The following is a 21,410-nucleotide window of genomic DNA, read 5'->3' on the forward strand; positions in this document are numbered from 1 at the left end:
TAGGAAGCAGCTAAAAAAGAAGTAGCCAAATAGGAAGGAGCAGGAGCGCTTTAGCTATAGTTGACTTTTTGCAATATAAAACTGCGTAACGAAGATGACAAGTATCAGCTATAGAGAGGAGGTAATTGAGCCAGAGGGAGCGTTATCCATGCCTGAAAAGGCGTACAGAGGTCTATTGACAGATATCTAGATTGCTCCTATAAACACCTATACTCACCACCTCAGGTTCTCATGTTCCTTCTCATCACGATTGCCACGCTTTCCATCGCACTGTCTTTTTTGTGTTCTATTCTTGAAGCGGCTTTACTCTCTATTACGCCCAGCTATATTGCCAGGCTAAAAGAAGAGAAACCCAAGCTGCATGCCTCGCTTAATCAGCTTAAGACCAGCATTGACCGGCCCTTGGCGGCGATACTGACGCTTAATACAATTGCGCATACCGTTGGTGCAACGGCAGTGGGCGCGCAAGCGGCAGTGGTATTCGGCGAAGCCTCCATTGCCATTGTGTCTGCTGTCATGACAATGCTGATTCTGGTGCTGTCTGAAATTATTCCCAAGACGATTGGCGCCACTTATTGGCGCGGGCTGGCACCACTTTTGCCGCGTTTACTAAAGCCGATGATAGTGGGGTTACTGCCCTTTATCTGGATGTCGGAGCAGATTACGCGTCGGCTGGGCACGTCAGAGCATGATGTTGATCTACGTGATGAGATCAAAGTGCTGGCGCGCGTAGGGCTTGAGGAAAAGGTGTTGGATGCCGACGAGTCGCACCATCATCAATATGCTTAACTTGCATGATATTGCCGTAAGCCAGGCCATGACGCCAAGAACGGTATGCGTGACAGTGCCCCCTAACATGGACGTCAAAACATTTGATCAGCAGTACGGTAAGACATCCTTTACGCGCTTTCCCGTTATGGATAACGGTGAAATGGCCTTTGGCTATGTGCATAAATCCGATACATATCACGCCGATGACGCCAAAACCATGCGCGAGCTTATGCACCCCATTGGGAGTGTCGATATTGCGCACAATGTAGAGCAGGTTTTTGCTTCAATGCTCAAGGACCATCTGCATATGCGCGTTGTGTATGACGAGCATGGCACCTTTGTAGGCCTTATTACGCTTGAAGATATTATTGAAACCATCCTGGGTCAGGACATCATTGATGAGACTGACAGCGTGGCTAATTTAAGGCATCACGCCAAGCAGCGCTGGCTGACACGTGTAAAGCATAAAGACCCCAATGCTAGCGCTTAGGCTAGTCGTGCGAAGGGGGCTTCAAAAGTGACGGGAGCTGTCCTTTGAACGTCAGCCAATAGCACGGGCGAATATTCGCTTTCTTAGCACTAAATGTTCTATAGTGGATTGCTTAAAGGTGGTTTAAGGTATTAAAAGCAGTAATCACCCGCGAAGGAGGCACAATGTCATTACGTATTAATGCGGTCGTTCCCGATTTTGAAGCACAAACTAGCCAAGGGCCTATCCAGTTCCACGAGTGGATTGGTGATAGCTGGGCTATTTTATTTTCACACCCCAAGGACTTTACGCCGGTTTGCACCACGGAGTTTGGTGCTGTAGCCACGCTAAGCGCCGAGTGGAGAAAGCGCGGCACTAAGGTGATTGGTGTGTCGGTTGATGGCGTTGAGGATCACAAACGCTGGGCCGACGATATCACCCGGTATAGCGGCAGCGACGTTGATTTTCCGATCATCGCCGATGAAGGCCTTAAGGTTTCCAAACTGTTTGATATGTTGCCCGAAGATGCCTATCTGCCGGATGGCCGTACGCCAGCCGACAGCGCCACGGTACGCTCGGTGTTTATCATTGGGCCGGATAAGCAGCTAAAGCTATCCATGACCTATCCCATGACGGTAGGGCGTAATTTCGCTGAAATTCTACGTGCTCTGGATGCCCTGCAGGCAACCGTTAAGCACGGTGTGGCAACGCCCGCTGATTGGACAGTTGGCCAGGATGTTATTATTCCGCCAAGCGTTTCAGATGACGATGCCAAGCAAAAATTTGGTGAGTTTGACGCGGTGCTGCCTTACCTGCGTAAAACATCGCTAAAATAAGCGCGCAGTCATAGCGTTCTTACTAAAGCCCCAGGGTTATTAACGCCTTGGGGCTTTTTTGATGGCGCCTGATAACCCATTACGATGTTGCTAACACACGTTGTTTAAGCGTCGTTGATACGCTTGGTCTGTTAGTTTAAGACTTTGGTTAGCCGCTGAGCTTCCGCGATGGTTTGCTAGCAGTGAGCAAGCAGGGCTCGTAACCAAAAGCGCCCTTGATGAAAGGGCGCAGATAGCTATTAAAGAAACGTATTCAAGCTGAATAGTTAGGCGTGGATGTACTCAACCAGCGCTTGCGCAAAGGTATCGGTGTTGCCCGTGCCGCCCATATCGGGTGTGACCATGTCACGGCGGGTCTCTAACACCGAGTGAATGCCGTGACGGATAGTTTCGCCTTTGTCTGCCATGCCCAGGTGATCAAGCAGCTGTGCGGCAGCCAACAATAGAGCGCAGGGATTGGCGAGCTTTTTACCCGCAATGTCAGGGGCTGAGCCGTGTACCGCTTCAAAAATCGCCGCTCTTTCACCAATATTAGCGCCAGGTGCCAAGCCCAGCCCGCCCACCAGGCCTGCACACAGGTCTGAGAGAATATCGCCAAACAGGTTCGTGGTAACCACCACATCAAACTGATGCGGGTTCATCACTAACTGCATACAGGCGTTATCGACAATCATCTCTTGAAACTCAATGTCGGGATATTCGCTTGCGATCTCACGCGCTACATCCAAAAACAGCCCTGAGCTGGTCTTGATAATATTGGCTTTATGCACTGCAGTGACCTTTTTCCGGCCACTGCTTTTGGCCAGCTCAAACGCATAACGCACAATACGCTCGGAGCCTTTACGGGTTACCTTGATCACCGAAATGCCGGTGTTACCGTCGTCGATCATCTCCTGGCCGTCAGACAAATACGCACCTTCGGTATTTTCGCGTACGGTGATCATGTCGATGTCTTCAAAGCGCGAGCGAGTGCCAGGAAAACTGATTGCCGGGCGTACGTTGGCATAAAGGTCAAAGTGACGGCGTAGCTGTACGTTAATGGAGGAGAAGCCCTTGCCAATGGGCGTGGTCAGCGGGCCTTTCAATGCAATGCCGTGTTTCTCTATAGCATCAAGCGATGCCTGGGGGATCAACGTTCCATGATTTTCCAGCGCTGACAGGCCTGCATCCACAAACTCGTATTCAAAGCCGCACTCCAGCGCATCGAGCACGCGCAGGGTGGCATCCATAATTTCAGGCCCAATGCCATCGCCTTTAATCACCGCAATTGAATGGCTCATGTGCTACTCCTCTGGAAGATGGGAACGCGTTGGTCGAAATGTTGACCAGGTTCAATGATGGCGCCTTATGCGCTTGATGCCCATGGTAGCGATGGTGACGCCGAAGCGCATCCTGCGCTGACTATTTAAGTATACAGCCAGACCTCAAGTGCGCCGGGGTGCAGAAGAGGTAGGTTGCTGGTAAACTCTGCGCCGGTTCTGCCGCTTAACCTTCAGTGGCAGGGTAACTTCGTAAAATATCTCGGCAAGGCATCTGCGCAGTGAAACGTTCATTGGCAACATCTGTAGTACTTACCACTGGGTTGATGACTCCACCCTAGGTATTCCCTCTTTCGAAAACGCCATGGCGCGAAAGCGCTTCCACGGCGTTACGGCATTCTATTGCCGTTATTTGGCTACTGACGCTCCTGGCGTCTTCATCCTGCAGCCTGACTCATACAATCTGGTTTTGAATGACGTGACATCTGGCCCTGTGGGGCGGAGTTAGCGCGTCTTGTTTAATCAATAACGATGGACTCCCTGAATGGCACTTTTCAGCAAGCATGAGTGGTTTTCCAATATTAAAGGCGACACTCTTTCGGGCCTGGTCGTCGCGCTGGCGCTGATTCCCGAAGCGATCGCGTTCTCGATTATCGCAGGCGTCGACCCGAAAGTAGGTCTTTATGCCTCGTTCTGTATTGCGGTGATTATCGCCTTTACCGGTGGGCGGCCGGGGATGATCTCTGCGGCCACTGGCGCCATGGCGCTATTGATGGTCACGCTGGTGCGCGAGCATGGCCTTGAGTACTTGCTGGCGGCAACACTTCTAACCGGGGTGTTTCAGATTATTGCCGGGTATTTAAAACTCGCTGAGCTAATGCGCTTTGTGTCGCGCTCGGTCGTTACTGGCTTTGTGAATGCGTTGGCCATTTTGATCTTTATGGCCCAGTTACCTGAGCTAACCAATGTCACTTGGCATGTGTATGTCATGACCCTGGCCGGTTTAGGCATTATCTATTTATTCCCTTATCTGCCGGTGATCGGTAAAACGCTACCCTCGCCACTGGTGTGCATCGTGGTGTTAACCATTGTGTATATGGTGAGCGGTATGGATATTCGCACGGTGGGTGATATGGGCGAACTTCCCGATACGCTGCCGATTTTCCTGTGGCCGAATGTCCCGCTTAACCTTGAAACCTTGATGATTATTCTGCCTTACGCCTTGATGCTGTGTGTGGTGGGTCTGCTGGAATCGATGATGACAGCGACCATTGTGGACGATCTAACTGACACCTCGAGTGATAAAAACCGCGAGTGCAAAGGCCAGGGTGTTGCCAATATTGGTGCCGGGTTGCTGGGTGGTATGGCAGGTTGTGCCATGATTGGTCAGTCGGTGATCAATATTAAATCCGGTGGCCGTACGCGGCTATCCACATTGATTGCGGGCGTTGTACTGCTGCTGTTGGTCGTGTTTCTCGCCGACTGGGTCTCACAAATCCCCATGGCCGCGCTGGTAGCTGTCATGATCATGGTGTCGATAGGCACCTTTAGCTGGGCGTCGATTCGGGATATTAAAAAGCATCCTCTCAGTACCAATATTGTCATGTTGGCGACGGTCGCTGTGACCGTAAGTACCCATAACCTGGCGATCGGGGTCTTTGTTGGCGTGCTGCTGGCGGCGCTGTTTTTTGCCAATAAAGTTGGCAATATCATGTACATCGGCTCTACTGAGATAGAGGCGGGCCGGGAGCGTGAGTATCAGGTCGTTGGGCAGGTCTTCTTCGCCTCTTCCGAGCGCTTTATGGCGGCGTTTGATTTCAAGGAGAGCCTGGACAAGGTAACGATCAATGTATCCAACGCGCACTTCTGGGATGTTACCGCTGTACAGGCACTTGATCGGGTCGTTATCAAGTTCCGCCGTGAAGGCACTGACGTCGTGTTGGTTGGGATGAGCGAAGCCAGCGCCACGGTGGTTGACCGCTACGCGATGCACAACGATCAAAAGGCGGTCGAAAAACTGATGGATGGCCACTAAGCATCTAATAAAGGAGAGCAGCATGCCGGAACATGTAGTTGCCGCAATTGATGGTTCCCGGTTTTCGCAAGGCGTTTGCGATTACGCTTCTTGGGCAAGCCTTGCGCTGGGCGCGCCGCTAACCTTTGTGCATGTGGCCGATAACCATTCAGAAGTGCCAGGCGAGCCGGATCTTTCGGGCCAGCTGTTTTTTGGCGCCCGCGAGCGCTTGCTGGAGGAGTTGATGGGCCTTGATGAGAAGCGTGCCAAGGTCAACCGCGAACAGGGCAGGTTGATGCTGGAAGCAGCCCAAGCGCGCGCCGTTGAAGAGGGCGTTAGCAACGCCGTTACTCGCCAACTGAACGGTACTTTGGTGGAAACACTGGTCGGGCTTGAAAATGAAATGCGCCTGCTGGTGATGGGTAAGCGCGGCGAGACGGCTCATCAAGCCAGCGAGCATCTTGGCTCCAACCTTGAGCGGGTGGTGCGTGAAATGCATCGCCCTATTTTGATGGTGCCCGCCACGTTCAAGCAGCCTGAAAAAGTATTGATTGCGTATGATGGCAGCAAAACGGCTCGCAAAGGTGTGGAAATGCTAGCCCGTTCGCCACTGTTTTCAGGCAGCGAATGCCATGTACTACTGGTGGATACGGACAATGCAGAGAATCGCCTGGAGCTTGGTTGGGCGCTAGGCACCCTACGTGAAGCAGGCCACAAGGCAGAAGGCGCTATCCGCAACGGCAATGTAGATGATGTGCTGCAAACCTACGAACAAGAGCACGCCATTGACCTCTTGGTCATGGGCGCTTATGGGCACTCGCGCATCCGCCACTTGTTGGTTGGCAGCACGACGACAGCGATGCTGCGTAGCAGCCGTATCCCCGTTCTTATTTTGCGCTAAGTCTCTTTTGTGTTCCTACGGTAAGTCGCTTTGCTACGGGTTAGTAGAGCGACTTTTTAACAATGAAAAAGGGAAAAATTAAAATCTGCAAATGCTGAAATGAGCTTCTATGTTTATTTAAGAGTGTCTTGAACTATTCATCTCTTGAGTAGCGTAAGGAGCCTGACGTGAATCTACCCACGCTTGAACGAACATCACAGCCGTTTAATCCCACCTCTTCCTCTCATCGCTTTGCAGCCAGCCTAATGGCCCAGGCTGATATACAGTTCAACGGCGATCGCCCTTGGGATATGCAGCTTAAAGCGCCTGGTGTGATCGAAAATGCACTAGCGCGTGGCAATCTGGGCTTAGGTGAAAGCTATATGCAGGGGGACTGGGACTGCGATCGGTTGGACGTATTTTTTACCCGCTTGCTGCGCGCGCAATTGCATCAACGTATTAAGCCCACGCAATTGATTTATCACGCGTTGCGTACTCGGTTGTTAAACCGACAAAGCGTTAAGCGGGCTTGGGAAGTGGGCGAGAAGCACTACGATCTTGGCAATGAGTTTTATGCGGCCATGCTTGACCAGCGTATGACGTATACCTGCGGTTATTGGAAAGACGCGTGCACGCTAGATGAAGCACAAGAGGCGAAGCTGGACTTAATTTGCCGAAAGCTGCAGTTAGCACCGGGTATGCGCGTACTTGATATCGGCTGTGGGTGGGGGAGCTTTATGGCTTATGCGGCCGAGCATTATGGCGTTGAGTGTGTCGGCCTGACCATCTCCAAAGAGCAGGCGGATTTTGGTAAACGATTGATCAAAAAAGGCTTGCCGGTAGAGTTCCGTTTACAGGATTACCGCGATGAAACTGAAAGATTTGATCGTATTGTTAGTATTGGCATGTTCGAACATGTGGGCCGTAAAAACTATCGCGCCTATATGGAAGTGGTCAGTCGCTGCCTAAAGGATGAAGGCCTTTTCTTGCTTCATACGATTGGCAAAAACCTTGGTACGACGATGTCCGACCCCTGGATCGATAAATACATTTTTCCGAATGGCGAGTTGCCTACCTTAAGCCATATTACCGATGCGGCTGAAACGCTTTTTGTGGTGGAAGATATACATAACTTTGGAGCTGACTACGATAAAACGCTGATGGCCTGGTATCACAATAGCGAAGCCAATTGGCCCCAGTTTAAAGGTCAGTTTAATCCAACGTTTTATCGTATGTGGCGCTACTACCTGTTGAGTTGTGCGGGAGCCTTTAGAGCACGTGAGATTCAGCTGTGGCAACTGGTGTTCAGCAAACAGGGTGTAGCGGGAGGATACGCGCGGGTTAGCTAGCTGCCTCGCTCACGGTCAGGCAGCAATTTACCGGGTACCCAGCGTAGATAGAAGATCATTCCAAAAAGCTCTACCAGTGACTGAAAAATAATCACTACGACTGCGGGTTGCCATGCGCCAGGCAGAGCCAAGGCGATGGGCAGCATGACAAACGAGTTGCGTGTGCCAAAGCTAAAAGCCAGCGTGCGGGCACTGGCGGTTGGCAAACGGAACAGCCTGCCCAGCGCACGACCCAGCCAGCCCGCAAACACTAAAAAAACCATGAAGATCAACATGACCTGAGTCATCACATGATACAGCCCGCCCAGATGGTTGACCTGTGACGCTGCAATAATAAAGACCACAAAGGCAAGCAGTGGCACGGGCAGTATGCCCAGGTGATAGATGGCGCGCTTGGTGCGCCTATGCCGAGTAGCAGCAAATTCCGTTAGCCCGGCAAGCGCCAAGGGAAGCAGGATAAGGCCCGCAAAGGCAACAATTAGTGAGGTGGAGAGTGCCAGATGAAACCACTCTGATCCCAGAAAGAGCCAGAGATAGACAGGGAGAGCCACCATTTGCACCAATAACAGCAGCGGAGCGGCCGCGACAGCGCGGGGCGTATCTCCCTTGCCTAGGTGAGTAAAGCTGATAAACCAATCAGTGCAGGGCACCAGCAGTACCAGCAATACGCCGGCCAATACCGCAGGTGAGAGCGGCAGCCAAGCGACCACCAGCCCCAGAAAGGCCGGAATGGCGATAAAGTTGCCCACTAGCAGCGCCGTCATAAAGCGGCCGTCGGTAAGGCCGCGCGCCACGCTAAGCAAAGGAATCTGGCTAAAGGTGGCGTACATCAGAAGGCCTAACAGTGGCCACAGTAACTGCTCCAGCACATCAGCCAGCGCCGGTGACACAACGCCCAAGGCCAGCCCTAGGCCAATGCAGACCAGGTAAATCCAGCACTGGTGTTTTTCCATCTGCTCGCGCATTGGTTTTCCCTGAGTGATTTTTCTTGAGTATTTATTGGCGGCGAAGTGCCAAGCGCTCGCCTGCCATGGCGGCCAATAGCCATAGCGGCAGGCTCACCAGCACGTACGAAAGCCCCCACCAGCCTTGGCCATGGTTAAGGAAATGCAGCGTTTCCAGGCTAAACAGTGAAAAGGTCGTAAAGCCGCCGCAAAAACCTGCCACGAGCAGCGGGTGCCAGTAGGTCAGTTTGCTATGGGGTGCACGTAGCGCGGTGGCGGCTATCCAGCCGATCAAACCCGACCCCAGTACGTTGACGATCAGCGTGCCCCACGGGAAATAGCTACCCAAGGCCGCTTGGGAGACAAGCGATACGGCGTAGCGCAGTGCGCTGCCCAGGCCGCTACCAACCCCGACGGCAAGGTAGCATTTCCAAGTCCTCATACGCGGCACCCTGCCAGCACCCAGCCCAACGCTGCCATACCAATGCCCAGCACCAGTGTGCCGCCCATGTTGAGTGCCGCACGGCCCGATTGACCGCCTTGCCAAAGTTCAAGAGTTTGCAGGCTAAACGATGAGACCGTGGTATAGCCGCCGAGTAGGCCAGTTACGCTAAACAGCCAGAACGCCGTTGGTGTGTCAGGCAGGCCTTGGCGGCCCAATAGCCAGCCTGCGGCCAGCGCGCCGGTCGCGTTAACAACGAGCGTGCCCCAGGGAAACGCCTTGCCCAGCCAGCGCGCTAACAGGTTGGAAAGAGCAAACCTGGCCATTCCCCCGAGTGCGCCGCCCAGTGCGATAAGCAGTACGCTTGCGATGCCTGGACCCATGTTTTCTCCACTGACTAACAAAAGGGGTCTTCGATAAGCGGCCAATTCTAACATGCGTTTTCAAGGCGCAGAAAAATGCCTTGCGTGGGTAGCCGCGCAAGGCATTAGTGTATTACTTATAGATCGTTAGGCTGGCAGGACGCTGCCCTGATGGCTTGGCGCTGCCTCCGCGTTTGTAGTGGCGACGCGGTTGATGCCCGAGATCAGGGCTTTCAAAGAAGCGCTAACCGTGTCGCTATCTTCGGCAACGGCGCAAATGCGCTGGCCATCAATGCTCAACTGTACAAAGGCGATTGCGTTGGCTTCGCTACCACCGCCCAACGAGTGCTCACTGTAGTCGATAATCGTCACGTTAACACCGGAGTGCTTCTGCCAGGCATCGGTAAAGGCCGACATGGCACCGTTGCCGGAACCAGACAGGCGCAGGGTTTCGCTACCTTGCCACAAGGTCACTTCAAGCCCTTCGTGCTGGCCCTTGGAAAGCTGGTAGTCTGCCAGCGACAGTGGCGTTTCCTGGGTGAAGTTATCGAACATCACTTGGCGAATCATCTCGCTTGAGAGTTCGCTGGCGCGCTCTTCGCTCTCTTTTTGTACATAGGGGGCCAAGGCCAGCATCATCCAGCGTGGCAGGTTGATGCCGTAGTCGCGCTCAAGCAAAAAGGCCATGCCGCCCTTGCCGGACTGGCTGTTGACTCGAATCACGGCCTGGTAGTCGCGGCCAATGTCGTGGGGATCAATCGGCAGGTAAGCCACTTGCCACGGTTCGTCGGGCTTCTGGTGCTTGAGGGATTTACGAATCGCATCCTGATGGCTACCAGAGAAGGCGGTATACACCATTTCACCTACCCAAGGGTGGCGTGGGTGCATGGTAATGCCGGTGCACTCGTGAACGACCTGAATGATCTCATCCGGGTTGGAAAGATCAAGTTTAGGATCAATCCCTTGGCTGTAAAGGTTCATGGCCAGCGTGATGATGTCCATGTTGCCGGTACGCTCGCCATTACCCAGCAGCGTGCCTTCCACACGGTCGGCACCGGCAAGCAAGGCAAGTTCGGCTGAGGCTACTGCACCGCCTCGGTCGTTGTGGGTATGCACCGAGATAATCACGCTATCGCGACGACTGATGTGCTGGCAGAAGTATTCGATCTGGTCGGCATGGTGGTGAGGGCCAGCCACTTCGACGGTCGTCGGCAGGTTGAGGATACACTTGTTCTCAGGCGTTGGCTGCCAAACGTCCATCACCGCTTCACAAATCGCCAGCGAGAAGTCGATTTCGGTGCTGGAGAAGCTCTCCGGTGAATACTGAAAACGCCAGGCAACGTCTGGATAGCGCTCGGCATACTGTTTAACCCAGGTAGCGCCCTGAACGGCAATATCGGTAATACCGTCGCGGTCCATCTCAAACACGCGTTCGCGCTGAATGGTCGAGGTCGAGTTATACAGGTGGATAATAGCGCGCTTGGCACCCACTAAAGCTTCAAAGGTTTTTTCAATCAAATGCTCGCGACACTGCACCAGCACCGCGATAGTGACATCCTCAGGAATCTGATCTTCTTCAATTAACCAGCGCACAAAATCAAAGTCGGGTTGGCTGGCGGAAGGGAACCCCACCATGACTTCTTTAATGCCCACCTTAACGATCTGGTGCCAGAAGCGCTTTTTCTGCTCAACGGTCATCGGCTCTAGCAGCGCCTGGTTACCATCACGCAGGTCTTCACTTACCCAGATCGGCGCACGATCAAGGTCACGGTCAGGCCATTGGCGGTTAAACGCAGGAACGCGCGGTGCTGGGCGATATTTACGATGATCGAAAGCAGACATGATGAGATTCCTAAGGGGGTTAATGACTTGGAAAACTGGCCGCTTGTGGGTAGGCCTTTGTTCATCGGTGCAGACTCATGATGCAGAGTATGGCACACAACCGTTAACTGCTTTTGGCAGTGTGAATAGTGTAACGGGTTTATAGCGCTAGGTTGTTGCTAAAAATGAATAAAAATGGCATTAATTGGCAGTATGTTTTAATAATTTATAATTTCTTAGCAGAGGCTGCTGTTTATGTCGGTGACGCCATTGACGCTTGACCGTTTTGACCGCCAAATTTTGACGATTCTGCAACAAGAAGGGCGGATCAGTAACCAGGAATTGGCTGATCGAATTGGCCTTTCGGCATCGCCCTGTTTACGCCGGGTGCGTGCGCTGGAAGAGCACGGCTTGATTATGCAGTATCGCGCCGAGGTAGATGCTCGCCAGTTGGGCTACCAACTGATGGTACTGCTGCATATTGCCATGGACCAGCATACCTCCGAGCGGTTTGAGAACTTTGAACGCCACATCCGAAAAATTCCCAACGTGATCGAATGTCTGATCATTACCGGGCAGGCTGCCGACTTTCAGCTAAAGATTTTAGTCCAGGATATGGATGATTATCAGCATTTACTGCTGCACGTTATTAACCGTATTGAAGGTGTCACAGGGGCGCATACCAGCTTTGTGTTACGCCGGGTTTTTGAACATCGGCCGGTACCCACACAGCGCTGAACAGGAAAGCGTGGTCAGTCACTGAGTCGCCGTTTACACTGTTTTTTTCCCATTTTTTAGGAGAGTGCTCTATGACGATCGAACGTCACGATACCAAGGCCCGCATGAGTCGCGCCGTTATCCACCAAGGGGTTGCTTATTTGTGTGGTCAGGTCGCGGGGCCTGAGGCGCGTCATGGCGATATTAAGGCGCAGACAGAAAGCATGCTGGCGCGTGTCGATGCGCTGTTAAAAGAGATCGGTTCAAGCCGTGAGCAGCTATTAAGCGCCACGATTTATCTCAAGGATGGCAGCGATGTCGTCGCCATGAATGAGGTGTGGGATGCCTGGGTGCCCGAAGGCTACGCGCCAGCGCGTACCTGCGTATGTGCCCCGATGCCCGCCGACGAGTTAAAAGTAGAAATAACCGTGACCACCGCCGTATAGAACGAAAGCCTTTCTAGCTGGCTGGGCTATTCCAGCGGAAAGCGGGTATCGCGCAGGCTGTCCTTGATTTTTTTCAAGTGCGGTAAGAAGTCTTCGCCACGTCGTAGTGTGACGCCGGTGGCCAGGGCGTCAATCAAGGTAAGCTGAATCACCCTTGACGTCATGGGCATGTAGTGGTCGGTGTCTTCAGGGGTTGCCACGTTAAGCGTGGCGCTACACTCGTTGGCAAGCGGTGACGCGGGGGCTGTAATGCCCAGCACAACGGCGCCAGATTCGCGGGCTACACGGGCGATATCTACCAGCTCACGGGTTCGTCCGGTGTAGGAAATAATCACCACCACATCGCCCGTATGGCAGGACGCCGCTACCATGCGCTGCATCAATACATCGGCGTAGGCCATGACGGGTAGATTGAACCGAAAAAACTTATGTTGAGCATCCTGAGCGACGGCACCTGATGCGCCTAACCCAAAAAAGTGAATCTGCTTTGCCTGAGTCAGGTAGTCGACCATTCGTTCAATGGCCGTCATATCAATATCACGCTGGGCTTCATCCAGCGCGGCAATGGTGGCGCCAAAAATTTTCTGAGTGTATTGGGTCGCCGTATCGCCGGGCTCAACGGCTCGGGTCACGTAGGGTGTCCCACCCGCCAGGCTTTGGGCGAGTTTGATTTTAAAGTCGGGATATCCCTTGGCGCCAAAGTTGCGGCAGAACCGGTTAACGGTCGGCTCGCTGACACTGGCGGCTTGGGCCAGGCTTGCGATGCTTAAGCTGGTAGCGGCTGTCGGATCGTCTAGAATCACGTTAGCAACTTTACGCTCGGAGCGGTTTAATTCTTCTAAGCGTTCGCGTAAGCGGTCAAGCAAGTCATGCGCCATTAAGCAGGCTCCAAAGCAGTGTGGGGCGGAAGTTGTGATGTCCAATCTTTATACCAGGCAACAAACACATTGGCTGGCAGTGGTCGAGCATAATAGTCCCCTTGCGCTGCTTCGCAACCGATAGAGTGTAAATCGGCGGCGTGTTCGGCGATTCCAATCCCTTCTGCCACAATATCACAACCCACCGCGTAGGCTAATTGGGTCATCATAACGGCAAGTTGGCGATCAACGGCGTTTTTATTAGGGGCTGCATAGCACCACTGTTATAGTCTTTATCAGCCACTAGCGCCGCGCCAGAAGGTAACTCGGCAATCAGTGCCGGAACCTCTACTCTGCGGGTTTGCTCTTATCTTGCCAATATCTCTGCAATGAAACGCCAACAGCCCCTAATGGATAAGCTTTAACGTAAACGAAGCAGTTTCATAAGCCAGCGCCGGTAGGGCGGCTGCAAAATTCTGCTGGTAGCGTGTTTTGTTTGATAAAACACACCACGTAAATGGCTAAAGCGCTCAAAACCGTGGCGCCCATGATAAGCCCCCATGCCACTTTCACCGATGCCGCCAAACGGTAAGGTGGGGACCGCGTGATGGAGCAGTGTTTCATTAAAGACAAGCGCACCGGAACGAGTCTGTTGCAGTAACCGCGTTTGAAGCGTTTTATCATTAGTAAACGCATATACCACTAGAGCGTGCGGACGTGCATTCACAAACCCAATCGCCGCCTCCATATTTTTAACACCGATAACGGGGAGCGCGCGGCCAAAAATCTCTTCGTGCATCATAGAAAGTGTTTGGGTGGGGTCGATAACCAGCGCAGGGGCATGGTTGCCGTGATCAATGACTCGGCAGCCGTGGTCACGGGCTTCTGTCAGCAGGCCCTCTACGCGTGCGCGATGGGCATCATTGATCGGGCTGGTTGCTTCTCTGCTATCAGGGCGCTGCTGGACAATAGCACGGCTTAGTGCGCTAACCAGGGACTCAAGATGACGGCTTTCTACAAGAACGTAGTCGGGTGCCAAACACGTTTGCCCACCGTTAAGTCCCTTGCCGAATATAATGGCCGTGGCCGCTTTGTCTATATCGGCATCACCTGCCACCAGCGCGGGGGATTTACCGCCTAGCTCCAGGGTCACTGGCGTAAGGTTGGCTGCCGCAGCACTAGCCACGTGACGTCCAATGCTGGTCGAACCGGTAAACACCAGGTGATCAAAGGGAAGCTTGCTAAATGCCTGAGCGGTCGATGCATCTCCTTGAATGACGACGAGTTCATCTTGGGTAAAATATTGGCAAGCCAAGCGAGCGAGCAAGGTGCTGGTGTGAGGTGTTAGCTCACTGGGCTTTAGCATGACAACATTACCGGCGGCAAAGGCGTCAATAACGGGCAGTAGCGCAAGACTCCACGGGTAATTCCAGGGGGAAATAACCCCAACGATGCCCAATGGCTGCGGGGCTATGCGTGCTTGTGCCGGTAACAGGCGCCAAGGCACACCGACGCGCCAGGGGCGCATCCAGCGCCAGAGGTGACGGCGCGCATAGCTTATGGCCTGTAGCACGGCACTAATTTCCGCCAAGTGGATTTCTGTGTCGCTACGCTGGCCAAAGTCCGTTTGAATAGCCCGCACAATCTCATGCTGATGGCGCTTGGTCATTTGCGCTAAACGTGCCAATCGTGCGCGACGAACACTTAGCGTTGGAAAAGGCGTTTGATCAACAGCGTGTCGTTGGGCATTAAAGATACCTGTTAAATCGTGCTGCATAACCGCTCCTTATCTTCCGTACCTGGATGTCTTGGGGCGCAATAGTGGCTTGTAAGCGCTACGTTAATGCTCGTGTCGTAAGGCTAAGACGGTAGTTAAGGTGATAGTTAAGGTGATAGTTAAGACGATAGCTAAGTCGATAGTAAGGGTAACGCTGCGTTAATGATAAAGTAAGACAGGATAACAGGGCGCCAACGCTTTGCTCTTGGGAGATATCATGTCTGCGTGCTCGTTAGAACTCTCTACTCTATCTGCCATGGAAGATATTGAGGCAAGCCAGTGGGATGCCTTGGTCGGCCACGATCAGCCTTTTCTGCGCCATGCATTTTTGCATGCGCTGGAGGCGAGTGGCTCGGTGAGGCGTGAGACAGGATGGGAGCCCTGCCATGCCTGCGTTTGGCGAGCAGGCCAATTAGTAGGCGCACTGCCCATGTACCGTAAACATCACTCTTACGGTGAGTATGTGTTTGATTGGGGGTGGGCGGAAGCGTTCGAAAGAGCCGGTGGCACCTATTATCCTAAAGCGCTCAGCGCTATCCCGTTTACTCCCGTTCCGGGGGTACGCACGCTACTTGCTAGCCATCTAAATGCTGAGGCTATCCGTGCTCTGCTAGCGTCAGCCTGGCAGACGCTTTGTCACCAGGAGGCGCTCTCCAGCTGGCATTTATTGTTTGCCGATGAGCATGACGTGACGGCCTGGCAGGCGCAGTTTCCCCAATTAACCGTCCGCGAAGGGCTTCAATTCCAGTGGCAGGACGCAGGTTTTGGCGACTTTGATGGTTTCCTGGCAAGCCTGACATCCAAACGGCGAAAAATGATCAAGCGTGAACGGCGCTTGGTGGCTGAACAGGGGCTAAATGTGGTGCGCCTGGAGGGCCAGGAGATCACCCAGGAAACAATGACGCACTTCTATCGCTGTTATTCAATGACGTATCTGGAGCGCGGTCGTTCGCCCTATTTAAATCATGCCTTTTTTGAACGGTTACGCCAGACCATGCCCGAAACACTGATGCTGGTGCAAGCGCAGTTGAATGGCCAACCGGTTGCATCAGCGCTCTATTTTCGTGGTGAGCGCACGCTGTATGGCCGCTACTGGGGAAGTGAAGTGGAGGCCGATTGTCTGCATTTTGAAGCCTGCTATTACCAAGGCATTGAGTACTGTTTGCAGAATGGGCTGACGCGCTTTGACCCAGGCACCCAAGGGGAACATAAGTTAATACGCGGTTTCGCCCCTCAACGTGTTCGTTCGCTGCACTATATGAGCCATTCTGGCTTGGCGGCGGGTGTTGCCCAATTTTGCCAGGCGGAGGGCGCCCAAGTGAGCGCGTATCGTGAGGCGGCTTTTCAAGCGCTGCCTTTTAAAGTGCCTGCGGCTCGCTGATGGTTCTGCATAGTGGCATAATGCGCGCCGTTACTGCCTTGGGAGATCGGTGATGCACAAATGGGTTGTGGTAGCGTTACTTGTCGTACTGGGTTTGCTCCAGTACACGCTTTGGTTAGGTAATGGCGGCTGGCGAGACCTGCAAATAGTCGAGCAGCGCGTTGCTGCACAGGAAGAGGCCAACTTGCCCATGCGCGAGCGAAACGCACGCTTAGCGGCCGAGGTCACCGATCTTAAAACCGGGCTGGACGCTATTGAAGAGCGGGCCCGAAGTGATATGGGCATGGTGCGTAGCGATGAACAATTTTTCTGGGTACCGGGTGTCGCCATAACGACCGAATTGATAGGTATTAACGCAGGCTTGGTGGTCCAACCACGACTAGACCGTGAGCAATCGGCACAGTGAGTAAACGAACAGTGAATCTGTCAGGAAAGCGGCTGTGAAAAAAACGCTTTGGCTGATCGTGCCTGCCGCCGGGCAAGGGCGTCGCATGGGAGCCGATAAGCCCAAACAGTACCTGATGTTAGGTGAGCGCCCAATACTGGTGCACACTCTGGCGCGACTTTACGAGGCGTTTCCCAAGGCGTCGTTAGTGCTCTGCCTGGACAGCGATGATCAGTGGTTTCAGGCTGAATGGGTTCCTTTTGCGGCCTGGCAGCGCGTAACGGGCGGCATTGAACGCATGGATAGCGTACTCAATGCGCTACATGCCATACCCGCACAGGATGACGATATTGTAATGGTGCACGATGTGGCTCGCCCGTGTATTACCACGGACGACCTGCATGCCCTGTATCAGGCGGTGACTCATCACACCGGCGGGGCGCTATTAGCGATGCCGGTGGCAGATACCATGAAGCGGGCCAACGCCGAACAACAAAGTACCTGTACAGAACCCCGGGAAGGGCTTTGGCATGCGCTGACACCCCAGGGGTTTCATTACGGGCTATTGCGCCAGGCACTTGAGAGTGCCCGGCATCAAAAACGCATGGTGACCGATGAGGCGTCAGCGGTCGAGGCGCTGGGTAGGCAGCCACAACTGGTTAGCGGGCGGCGCGATAATTTAAAAGTGACGCATCCGAATGACCTTGCCCTCGCCGCCGCCATTTTGTCAGCACAATCAGATACGTTTACTCAGGAGGCTTAATGCGAATTGGTCATGGCTTTGATGTTCATCGGTTCGGCCCCGGCGACCACTTAATGATTGGTGGCGTTAAGTTGCCGTTTTCACAGGGCTTTGTCGCACACTCCGATGGCGATGTGCTGCTTCATGCGGTCAGCGATGCGCTGTTAGGCGCCTGCGCGCTGGGTGATATTGGTCATCACTTTCCCGATACCGACCCCGAATGGAAAGGCGCTGATAGCCGTATGCTGCTGCGCCATGTGATGAGCCTGGTTCGGGCGGAAGGTTATGAAGTTGTAAACCTGGACGCGACCCTGATGGCTCAAGCGCCCAAAATGGCGCCGCATATTGTGACAATGCGTCAAACCATTGCTGACACCTTGAGTGTTTCCTTGGGCCAGGTAAACGTTAAGGCCACCACGACGGAACGGCTAGGGTTTACCGGGCGCGGTGAAGGCATTGCTGCTGAAACGGTGGTTTTACTCGGCCGGCCTGAGGCGTTGAATGAGTAAGCTGCCTCAGTGGGCACGCTCTTTGGATGCTGCGTTTGGGCCGCCCAAGCCGGGGCATTATCGGGCCCAACCTGAGGATTTTTTGGTTGACGAGCAGCTGGACTTCACGCCCGAATCGCATGGTGAGCATCTTTGGCTGCGGATTGAAAAACGCAATCAGACCACGCTGGATGTGGTGAAGAGTGTCAGCCGATTATGCGGTGTGACCCCGCGAGATATTGGCTATTCAGGCATGAAGGACCGAATAGCCGTGACGCGCCAATGGTTAAGCATTCACTTGCCAGGGCGTGACGCGCCTGCTGACTTGATATCAGCACTGGGTGGATTGGGCATCACGGTGCTTGAAAGCGTGCGTCATCCACGCAAACTAAAACGTGGCGTTCATCGCACCAACGCGTTTACGTTACGATTGAGTGGCGACGCGATCACAGCGGATGATTTCGTTCATCGCTGGCAGGCGCTTTGCCAGCTCGGGGCACCCAACTATTTTGGCCCTCAGCGGTTCGGCCCTGAGGCGCGTAATTTACAGCGTGCCGAGGCACTACTCGCACGGGGGTGGCGCAAACGTGACGACCGCCAAGGAATGCTGCTCTCTACTGCGCGAAGCTTTCTATTTAATGAGCTGCTAAGCGCTCGCTTGGCGGACGGCAACTGGCATCAGCCTATCCCAGGCGATACCGTGATGCTTGACGGCACCCAAAGCGTATTCGGCGTCGACGCGGTGGACGAGTCGTTGATAACGCGTGCCGCTGAGCTGGACGTGCATCCAACCGCGGCGCTTTGGGGCATTGGTGAAAACTCCGTTGATGACGCAGGGCGCTACGAGGCGCAGCTAGCCCGTCAGCATCCTGAGTTGTGTAAAGGTTTGGAAGCCAGCGGTGTGAAACGCTCCCATAGAGCACTGCGTATGCGATTAACGGCGCCCCAGCTCACTTGGGAATCTGATGCCGTGCTACTCTCGTTTGCACTACCCCGAGGCAGTTTTGCTACCGCCGTTATCGGTGAGCTCATTCATCACCCGGATATGGCGTAAGCCGCCAGATTACGTTGATCAACAAGGAGGCATCAATGCGGCGACTGCTGCTCTCTAACGACGACGGTGTTTACGCCCCAGGGCTGAAAGCGTTACATGATGCGCTGGAAGCTCATGCCAAGCTGCGTGTCGTTGCCCCGGACCGTGACCGTAGCGGGGCAAGTAACTCGCTGACATTATCGCGCCCGCTCTCATTAACCGCGCTGGAAAATGGTTTCTATAGCGTGGATGGTACGCCCGCTGACTGCGTTTACTTAGGCGTCAATGGCGTGTGGGATGAGCGGCCTGATTTGGTTATTTCAGGGATTAACCACGGTGGCAATTTAGGCGATGACGTGCTCTATTCAGGCACGGTGGCCGCGGCCATGGAAGGGCGCAACCTGGGCATGATCGCGATTGCCATGTCGCTATGCGGTGATCGTTATTTTGACACCGCGGCGAAAGTGGCATCCAGCCTGATTGGTGCCGCTGATCAACTCTCCTTGCCGCCCAGAACGCTGCTCAACGTTAACGTTCCAGATGTGCCGTGGGAAGCCATCAAAGGCGTTAAGGTAACCCGGCTTGGATATCGTGGCCCGGCTGAAAAACCGCTTGCGATCGAAGACCCGCGTGGGCGGACGCGCTATTGGATTGCGCCGGTTGCTGCCAATGCGGATGACGGTGAAGATACCGATTTTGCAGCGATCGAGGCAGGGTATGTATCGATTACGCCGCTGCAAACCGACTTGACGCGCCACCCTGCGTGCTGTGACGTACAGGATTGGTTGGATGCCTTTGCCTGATATTTCGCCCATTGAGCGGCGCGGGCGGGGAATGACCTCTCAGCGTACCCGGGATCGCATGATTGATCGGTTGATCGAACAGGGGATTCGACACCCGGATGTGCTTGATGTGATGGCTGGCGAGCCCAGGCATCTGTTTGTTGACGAGGCTTTGGCGCATCGTGCCTATGAAGATACGGCGCTGCCTATCGGCTTTGGGCAGACGTTATCACAGCCGCTTACCGTGGCGCGGATGACAGAACTGGTTGTGAAAGCCGAGCCACGCCGTGTATTGGAAGTGGGGACCGGCTCTGGGTATCAAACGCTGATTTTGTCGCGCTTAGTGAAGGAGCTTTATTCCATTGAGCGTATTTACGCCTTGCATGAGCGAGCGAGTGATCGCCTTTGGCGCCTGGGCGCAGAGGTAACGCTAACCGTTGCCGATGGCGGCGAGGGTTGGTCAACGGCAGCACCGTTCGATGTTATTTTATTGACGGCTTGTGCGCAGACACTGCCTGAAATATTGCTTGAGCAACTAAGTCGCGATGGGGTGTTGATTGCGCCGTTGGAAGCGCCTGATGGCAGCCAATGGCTTACCCAGATAAAGCGCATTGGGAATGCTTTTGAGAAGCGGCGGCTTGAGCCCGTGCGTTTTGTACCTTTATTGCAAGGAGTAGTGGATTGAAGCGTAAATCCTTGGGGATTTTTTTTAAAGGTGCCGGGATGGGGGCCGCAGATGCCATACCCGGAGTTTCGGGGGGCACGATTGCCTTTGTTACCGGCATTTATGAAGAGCTGATCAATACCATTAAGCAGTTTGGTCCTGGCGCGTTGGTGGTTTGGCAGCGTGATGGGTGGCGTGCCCTCGTTAAGCACTTGAACCTGGCCTTTTTGATTCCTTTGCTGGCCGGTGTCGGCATCAGCCTGGTCAGCGTGGCGCACTTGGCGCTATGGCTGATGGAAGAGCACCCTCTGCTGCTTGATGGCTTCTTTTTCGGGCTGGTTGCCGCCTCTGGAATGGTGGTCGCTCAAGCGGGAGACCGCTGGAAATTTTGGTATTTATTTCCGTTGTTGGCCGGTTTACTGTTAGCCAGAATGTTACCGAGCTTAATGCCCTTGGTGCTATTGCTCGGTAATGAAGCCACGATTGTGATGGTGGCGGGGTGTATTGCGATTAGCGCCATGTTGTTGCCAGGCGTGTCGGGCAGTTTTTTGTTGCTCACGATGGGGCTCTACGGCACGATAATGGGGGCTATTCGCAGTTTCGACATCACTATTATTATGCTGTTTGGTATGGGATGTGTGATAGGCCTTGCGCTGTTTTCGCGGCTATTATCCTGGCTGTTAAGACGTCATCATGGCTTTACGATGCAATTGCTTTTAGGGTTTATTATTGGCTCGTTGCCGGTTCTGTGGCCATGGCGCGAGCTGTTGCGTTATCAGGTTGGCCCAAGCGGGCAAATGATACCCCTGGAGTATCGTTATTTGCTGCCCAGTGATTATGCGGCGTTGACCGGCGCTTCCGCGCAGATTATCGGCGTGGTGCTGCTGATGGTCGTTGGTATATTGCTGGTCATGCTATTGAACCGTCGGGCAGGGAAGTCGACCACGTTAGATTCAACTAATACGGCTCAGCGCTGAAAAGGAGTAGGGTT

General features: G+C 53.8%; 22 protein-coding genes and 1 pseudogene. 15 read left to right on the forward strand and 8 right to left on the reverse strand.

Features of this window, described 5'->3' with window-relative positions; genetic code table 11:
- Positions 1 to 231: 231 nt before the first annotated feature.
- Positions 232 to 1,261, forward strand: a pseudogene (locus ACT3TJ_RS13165) (CNNM domain-containing protein).
- 164 nt (positions 1,262 to 1,425) lie between these two features.
- Positions 1,426 to 2,076: a peroxiredoxin gene (locus tag ACT3TJ_RS13170; RefSeq protein ID WP_193056999.1), complete on the forward strand. Its 651-nt coding sequence runs from the start codon at positions 1,426 to 1,428 to the stop codon at positions 2,074 to 2,076.
- 266 nt (positions 2,077 to 2,342) lie between these two features.
- Here the strand turns inward: ACT3TJ_RS13170 and ACT3TJ_RS13175 are convergent, their stop codons facing one another.
- Entirely contained in the window at positions 2,343 to 3,356 is a 1,014-nt protein-coding gene (locus ACT3TJ_RS13175) for an isocitrate dehydrogenase (RefSeq protein ID WP_193057000.1), read from the reverse strand.
- Positions 3,357 to 3,879: 523 nt separating this feature from the next.
- Between ACT3TJ_RS13175 and ACT3TJ_RS13180 the strand changes: the two genes are divergently transcribed.
- The 3 genes from ACT3TJ_RS13180 to cfa all read left to right on the forward strand — a co-directional run bounded on the left by ACT3TJ_RS13180 (position 3,880) and on the right by cfa (position 7,578).
- Entirely contained in the window at positions 3,880 to 5,370 is a 1,491-nt protein-coding gene (locus ACT3TJ_RS13180; RefSeq protein ID WP_193057001.1) for a SulP family inorganic anion transporter, read from the forward strand.
- Positions 5,371 to 5,392: 22 nt separating this feature from the next.
- The gene (locus tag ACT3TJ_RS13185) at positions 5,393 to 6,250 is read left to right on the forward strand and encodes a universal stress protein (protein ID WP_172117482.1); all 858 of its coding nucleotides are present in this window, start codon (positions 5,393 to 5,395) and stop codon (positions 6,248 to 6,250) included.
- Between the two features lie 167 nt (positions 6,251 to 6,417).
- The gene (cfa, locus tag ACT3TJ_RS13190; RefSeq protein ID WP_172117483.1) at positions 6,418 to 7,578 is read left to right on the forward strand and encodes a cyclopropane fatty acyl phospholipid synthase; all 1,161 of its coding nucleotides are present in this window, start codon (positions 6,418 to 6,420) and stop codon (positions 7,576 to 7,578) included.
- Here cfa and ACT3TJ_RS13195 read toward each other — a convergent pair.
- The 4 genes from ACT3TJ_RS13195 to ACT3TJ_RS13210 form a co-directional block, all read right to left on the reverse strand.
- The gene (locus tag ACT3TJ_RS13195) at positions 7,575 to 8,543 is read right to left on the reverse strand and encodes an arsenic resistance protein (RefSeq protein WP_444622280.1); all 969 of its coding nucleotides are present in this window, start codon (positions 8,541 to 8,543) and stop codon (positions 7,575 to 7,577) included. The two genes, cfa and ACT3TJ_RS13195, sit on opposite strands and share 4 nt — an antisense overlap.
- A 31-nt stretch (positions 8,544 to 8,574) precedes the next feature.
- Complete coding sequence (gene crcB, locus ACT3TJ_RS13200) at positions 8,575 to 8,964, reverse strand: fluoride efflux transporter CrcB (protein WP_193054453.1); 390 nt, start codon at positions 8,962 to 8,964, stop codon at positions 8,575 to 8,577.
- The gene (gene crcB / locus ACT3TJ_RS13205; RefSeq protein ID WP_193054454.1) at positions 8,961 to 9,347 is read right to left on the reverse strand and encodes a fluoride efflux transporter CrcB; all 387 of its coding nucleotides are present in this window, start codon (positions 9,345 to 9,347) and stop codon (positions 8,961 to 8,963) included. The genes crcB (ACT3TJ_RS13200) and crcB (ACT3TJ_RS13205) overlap by 4 nt, the downstream gene beginning before the upstream one ends.
- A 126-nt stretch (positions 9,348 to 9,473) precedes the next feature.
- Entirely contained in the window at positions 9,474 to 11,168 is a 1,695-nt protein-coding gene (locus tag ACT3TJ_RS13210) for a 2-isopropylmalate synthase (protein ID WP_444665837.1), read from the reverse strand.
- A gap of 234 nt (positions 11,169 to 11,402) precedes the next feature.
- Here ACT3TJ_RS13210 and ACT3TJ_RS13215 point away from each other — a divergent pair, with 234 nt between their 5' ends.
- Positions 11,403 to 11,885, forward strand: a complete 483-nt coding sequence (locus ACT3TJ_RS13215) for an Lrp/AsnC family transcriptional regulator (protein ID WP_172117488.1) — start codon at positions 11,403 to 11,405, stop codon at positions 11,883 to 11,885.
- A gap of 71 nt (positions 11,886 to 11,956) precedes the next feature.
- Positions 11,957 to 12,310 carry a RidA family protein gene (locus ACT3TJ_RS13220; RefSeq protein WP_193054457.1) on the forward strand — a complete coding sequence of 118 codons (354 nt, stop codon included), beginning with the start codon at positions 11,957 to 11,959 and terminating at the stop codon, positions 12,308 to 12,310.
- 26 nt (positions 12,311 to 12,336) lie between these two features.
- Here the strand turns inward: ACT3TJ_RS13220 and ACT3TJ_RS13225 are convergent, their stop codons facing one another.
- The 3 genes from ACT3TJ_RS13225 to ACT3TJ_RS13235 form a co-directional block, all read right to left on the reverse strand.
- On the reverse strand, positions 12,337 to 13,188 hold the full coding sequence (locus ACT3TJ_RS13225; protein WP_444665839.1) for a MurR/RpiR family transcriptional regulator: 852 nt from the start codon (positions 13,186 to 13,188) through the stop codon (positions 12,337 to 12,339).
- Positions 13,188 to 13,397, reverse strand: a complete 210-nt coding sequence (locus ACT3TJ_RS13230) for a hypothetical protein (protein ID WP_444665841.1) — start codon at positions 13,395 to 13,397, stop codon at positions 13,188 to 13,190. The genes ACT3TJ_RS13225 and ACT3TJ_RS13230 overlap by 1 nt, the downstream gene beginning before the upstream one ends.
- Before the next feature lie 191 nt (positions 13,398 to 13,588).
- Entirely contained in the window at positions 13,589 to 14,944 is a 1,356-nt protein-coding gene (locus ACT3TJ_RS13235; protein ID WP_444665843.1) for an aldehyde dehydrogenase family protein, read from the reverse strand.
- 217 nt (positions 14,945 to 15,161) lie between these two features.
- On the opposite strand from ACT3TJ_RS13235, the gene ACT3TJ_RS13240 reads away from it, so the two are divergent.
- The 8 genes from ACT3TJ_RS13240 to ACT3TJ_RS13275 are packed head-to-tail and all read left to right on the forward strand — an operon-like array spanning position 15,162 to position 21,396.
- On the forward strand, positions 15,162 to 16,325 hold the full coding sequence (locus ACT3TJ_RS13240) for a GNAT family N-acetyltransferase (RefSeq protein ID WP_444665845.1): 1,164 nt from the start codon (positions 15,162 to 15,164) through the stop codon (positions 16,323 to 16,325).
- Between the two features lie 52 nt (positions 16,326 to 16,377).
- Complete coding sequence (ftsB, locus tag ACT3TJ_RS13245) at positions 16,378 to 16,731, forward strand: cell division protein FtsB (RefSeq protein WP_444628463.1); 354 nt, start codon at positions 16,378 to 16,380, stop codon at positions 16,729 to 16,731.
- Between the two features lie 34 nt (positions 16,732 to 16,765).
- The gene (ispD, locus tag ACT3TJ_RS13250; protein ID WP_444665847.1) at positions 16,766 to 17,473 is read left to right on the forward strand and encodes a 2-C-methyl-D-erythritol 4-phosphate cytidylyltransferase; all 708 of its coding nucleotides are present in this window, start codon (positions 16,766 to 16,768) and stop codon (positions 17,471 to 17,473) included.
- Positions 17,473 to 17,961 (forward strand): 2-C-methyl-D-erythritol 2,4-cyclodiphosphate synthase, encoded by a 489-nt coding sequence (ispF, locus tag ACT3TJ_RS13255; protein ID WP_444665849.1) that lies wholly within the window; start codon positions 17,473 to 17,475, stop codon positions 17,959 to 17,961. Before ispD ends, ispF begins: the two co-directional genes overlap by 1 nt.
- Positions 17,954 to 18,994: a tRNA pseudouridine(13) synthase TruD gene (gene truD, locus ACT3TJ_RS13260; protein WP_444665851.1), complete on the forward strand. Its 1,041-nt coding sequence runs from the start codon at positions 17,954 to 17,956 to the stop codon at positions 18,992 to 18,994. The genes ispF and truD overlap by 8 nt, the downstream gene beginning before the upstream one ends.
- Before the next feature lie 35 nt (positions 18,995 to 19,029).
- Complete coding sequence (gene surE, locus ACT3TJ_RS13265) at positions 19,030 to 19,776, forward strand: 5'/3'-nucleotidase SurE (protein ID WP_444665852.1); 747 nt, start codon at positions 19,030 to 19,032, stop codon at positions 19,774 to 19,776.
- A complete protein-coding gene (locus ACT3TJ_RS13270) occupies positions 19,763 to 20,440 on the forward strand; it encodes a protein-L-isoaspartate(D-aspartate) O-methyltransferase (RefSeq protein ID WP_087112029.1) in 678 nt (225 codons plus the stop codon). The genes surE and ACT3TJ_RS13270 overlap by 14 nt, the downstream gene beginning before the upstream one ends.
- Positions 20,437 to 21,396 (forward strand): DUF368 domain-containing protein, encoded by a 960-nt coding sequence (locus tag ACT3TJ_RS13275; protein ID WP_444665854.1) that lies wholly within the window; start codon positions 20,437 to 20,439, stop codon positions 21,394 to 21,396. Before ACT3TJ_RS13270 ends, ACT3TJ_RS13275 begins: the two co-directional genes overlap by 4 nt.
- The last annotated feature ends 14 nt before the right edge of the window (positions 21,397 to 21,410 follow it).

This window comes from Halomonas sp. AOP30-A1-24 (genome assembly GCF_052378165.1).
GTDB classification, from domain to species: domain Bacteria; phylum Pseudomonadota; class Gammaproteobacteria; order Pseudomonadales; family Halomonadaceae; genus Vreelandella; species Vreelandella citrativorans.

What these genes read in the sequence shown, in the direction of transcription:
- ACT3TJ_RS13185 (WP_172117482.1), top strand. Translation starts at nt 5,393, where the DNA reads ATGCCGGAACATGTAGTTGCCGCAATTGATGGTTCCCGGTTTTCGCAA.
- surE (WP_444665852.1), top strand. Translation starts at nt 19,030, where the DNA reads ATGCGGCGACTGCTGCTCTCTAACGACGACGGTGTTTACGCCCCAGGG.
- ACT3TJ_RS13170 (WP_193056999.1), top strand. Translation starts at nt 1,426, where the DNA reads ATGTCATTACGTATTAATGCGGTCGTTCCCGATTTTGAAGCACAAACT.
- ACT3TJ_RS13225 (WP_444665839.1), bottom strand. Translation starts at nt 13,188, where the DNA reads ATGGCGCATGACTTGCTTGACCGCTTACGCGAACGCTTAGAAGAATTA.
- ACT3TJ_RS13215 (WP_172117488.1), top strand. Translation starts at nt 11,403, where the DNA reads ATGTCGGTGACGCCATTGACGCTTGACCGTTTTGACCGCCAAATTTTG.
- crcB (WP_193054453.1), bottom strand. Translation starts at nt 8,964, where the DNA reads ATGAGGACTTGGAAATGCTACCTTGCCGTCGGGGTTGGTAGCGGCCTG.
- ftsB (WP_444628463.1), top strand. Translation starts at nt 16,378, where the DNA reads ATGCACAAATGGGTTGTGGTAGCGTTACTTGTCGTACTGGGTTTGCTC.
- ACT3TJ_RS13195 (WP_444622280.1), bottom strand. Translation starts at nt 8,543, where the DNA reads ATGCGCGAGCAGATGGAAAAACACCAGTGCTGGATTTACCTGGTCTGC.
- ACT3TJ_RS13230 (WP_444665841.1), bottom strand. Translation starts at nt 13,397, where the DNA reads ATGATGACCCAATTAGCCTACGCGGTGGGTTGTGATATTGTGGCAGAA.
- ACT3TJ_RS13210 (WP_444665837.1), bottom strand. Translation starts at nt 11,168, where the DNA reads ATGTCTGCTTTCGATCATCGTAAATATCGCCCAGCACCGCGCGTTCCT.
- ACT3TJ_RS13175 (WP_193057000.1), bottom strand. Translation starts at nt 3,356, where the DNA reads ATGAGCCATTCAATTGCGGTGATTAAAGGCGATGGCATTGGGCCTGAA.
- ACT3TJ_RS13240 (WP_444665845.1), top strand. Translation starts at nt 15,162, where the DNA reads ATGTCTGCGTGCTCGTTAGAACTCTCTACTCTATCTGCCATGGAAGAT.
- ACT3TJ_RS13220 (WP_193054457.1), top strand. Translation starts at nt 11,957, where the DNA reads ATGACGATCGAACGTCACGATACCAAGGCCCGCATGAGTCGCGCCGTT.
- truD (WP_444665851.1), top strand. Translation starts at nt 17,954, where the DNA reads ATGAGTAAGCTGCCTCAGTGGGCACGCTCTTTGGATGCTGCGTTTGGG.
- crcB (WP_193054454.1), bottom strand. Translation starts at nt 9,347, where the DNA reads ATGGGTCCAGGCATCGCAAGCGTACTGCTTATCGCACTGGGCGGCGCA.
- ACT3TJ_RS13235 (WP_444665843.1), bottom strand. Translation starts at nt 14,944, where the DNA reads ATGCAGCACGATTTAACAGGTATCTTTAATGCCCAACGACACGCTGTT.
- ACT3TJ_RS13270 (WP_087112029.1), top strand. Translation starts at nt 19,763, where the DNA reads ATGCCTTTGCCTGATATTTCGCCCATTGAGCGGCGCGGGCGGGGAATG.
- ispF (WP_444665849.1), top strand. Translation starts at nt 17,473, where the DNA reads ATGCGAATTGGTCATGGCTTTGATGTTCATCGGTTCGGCCCCGGCGAC.
- ACT3TJ_RS13180 (WP_193057001.1), top strand. Translation starts at nt 3,880, where the DNA reads ATGGCACTTTTCAGCAAGCATGAGTGGTTTTCCAATATTAAAGGCGAC.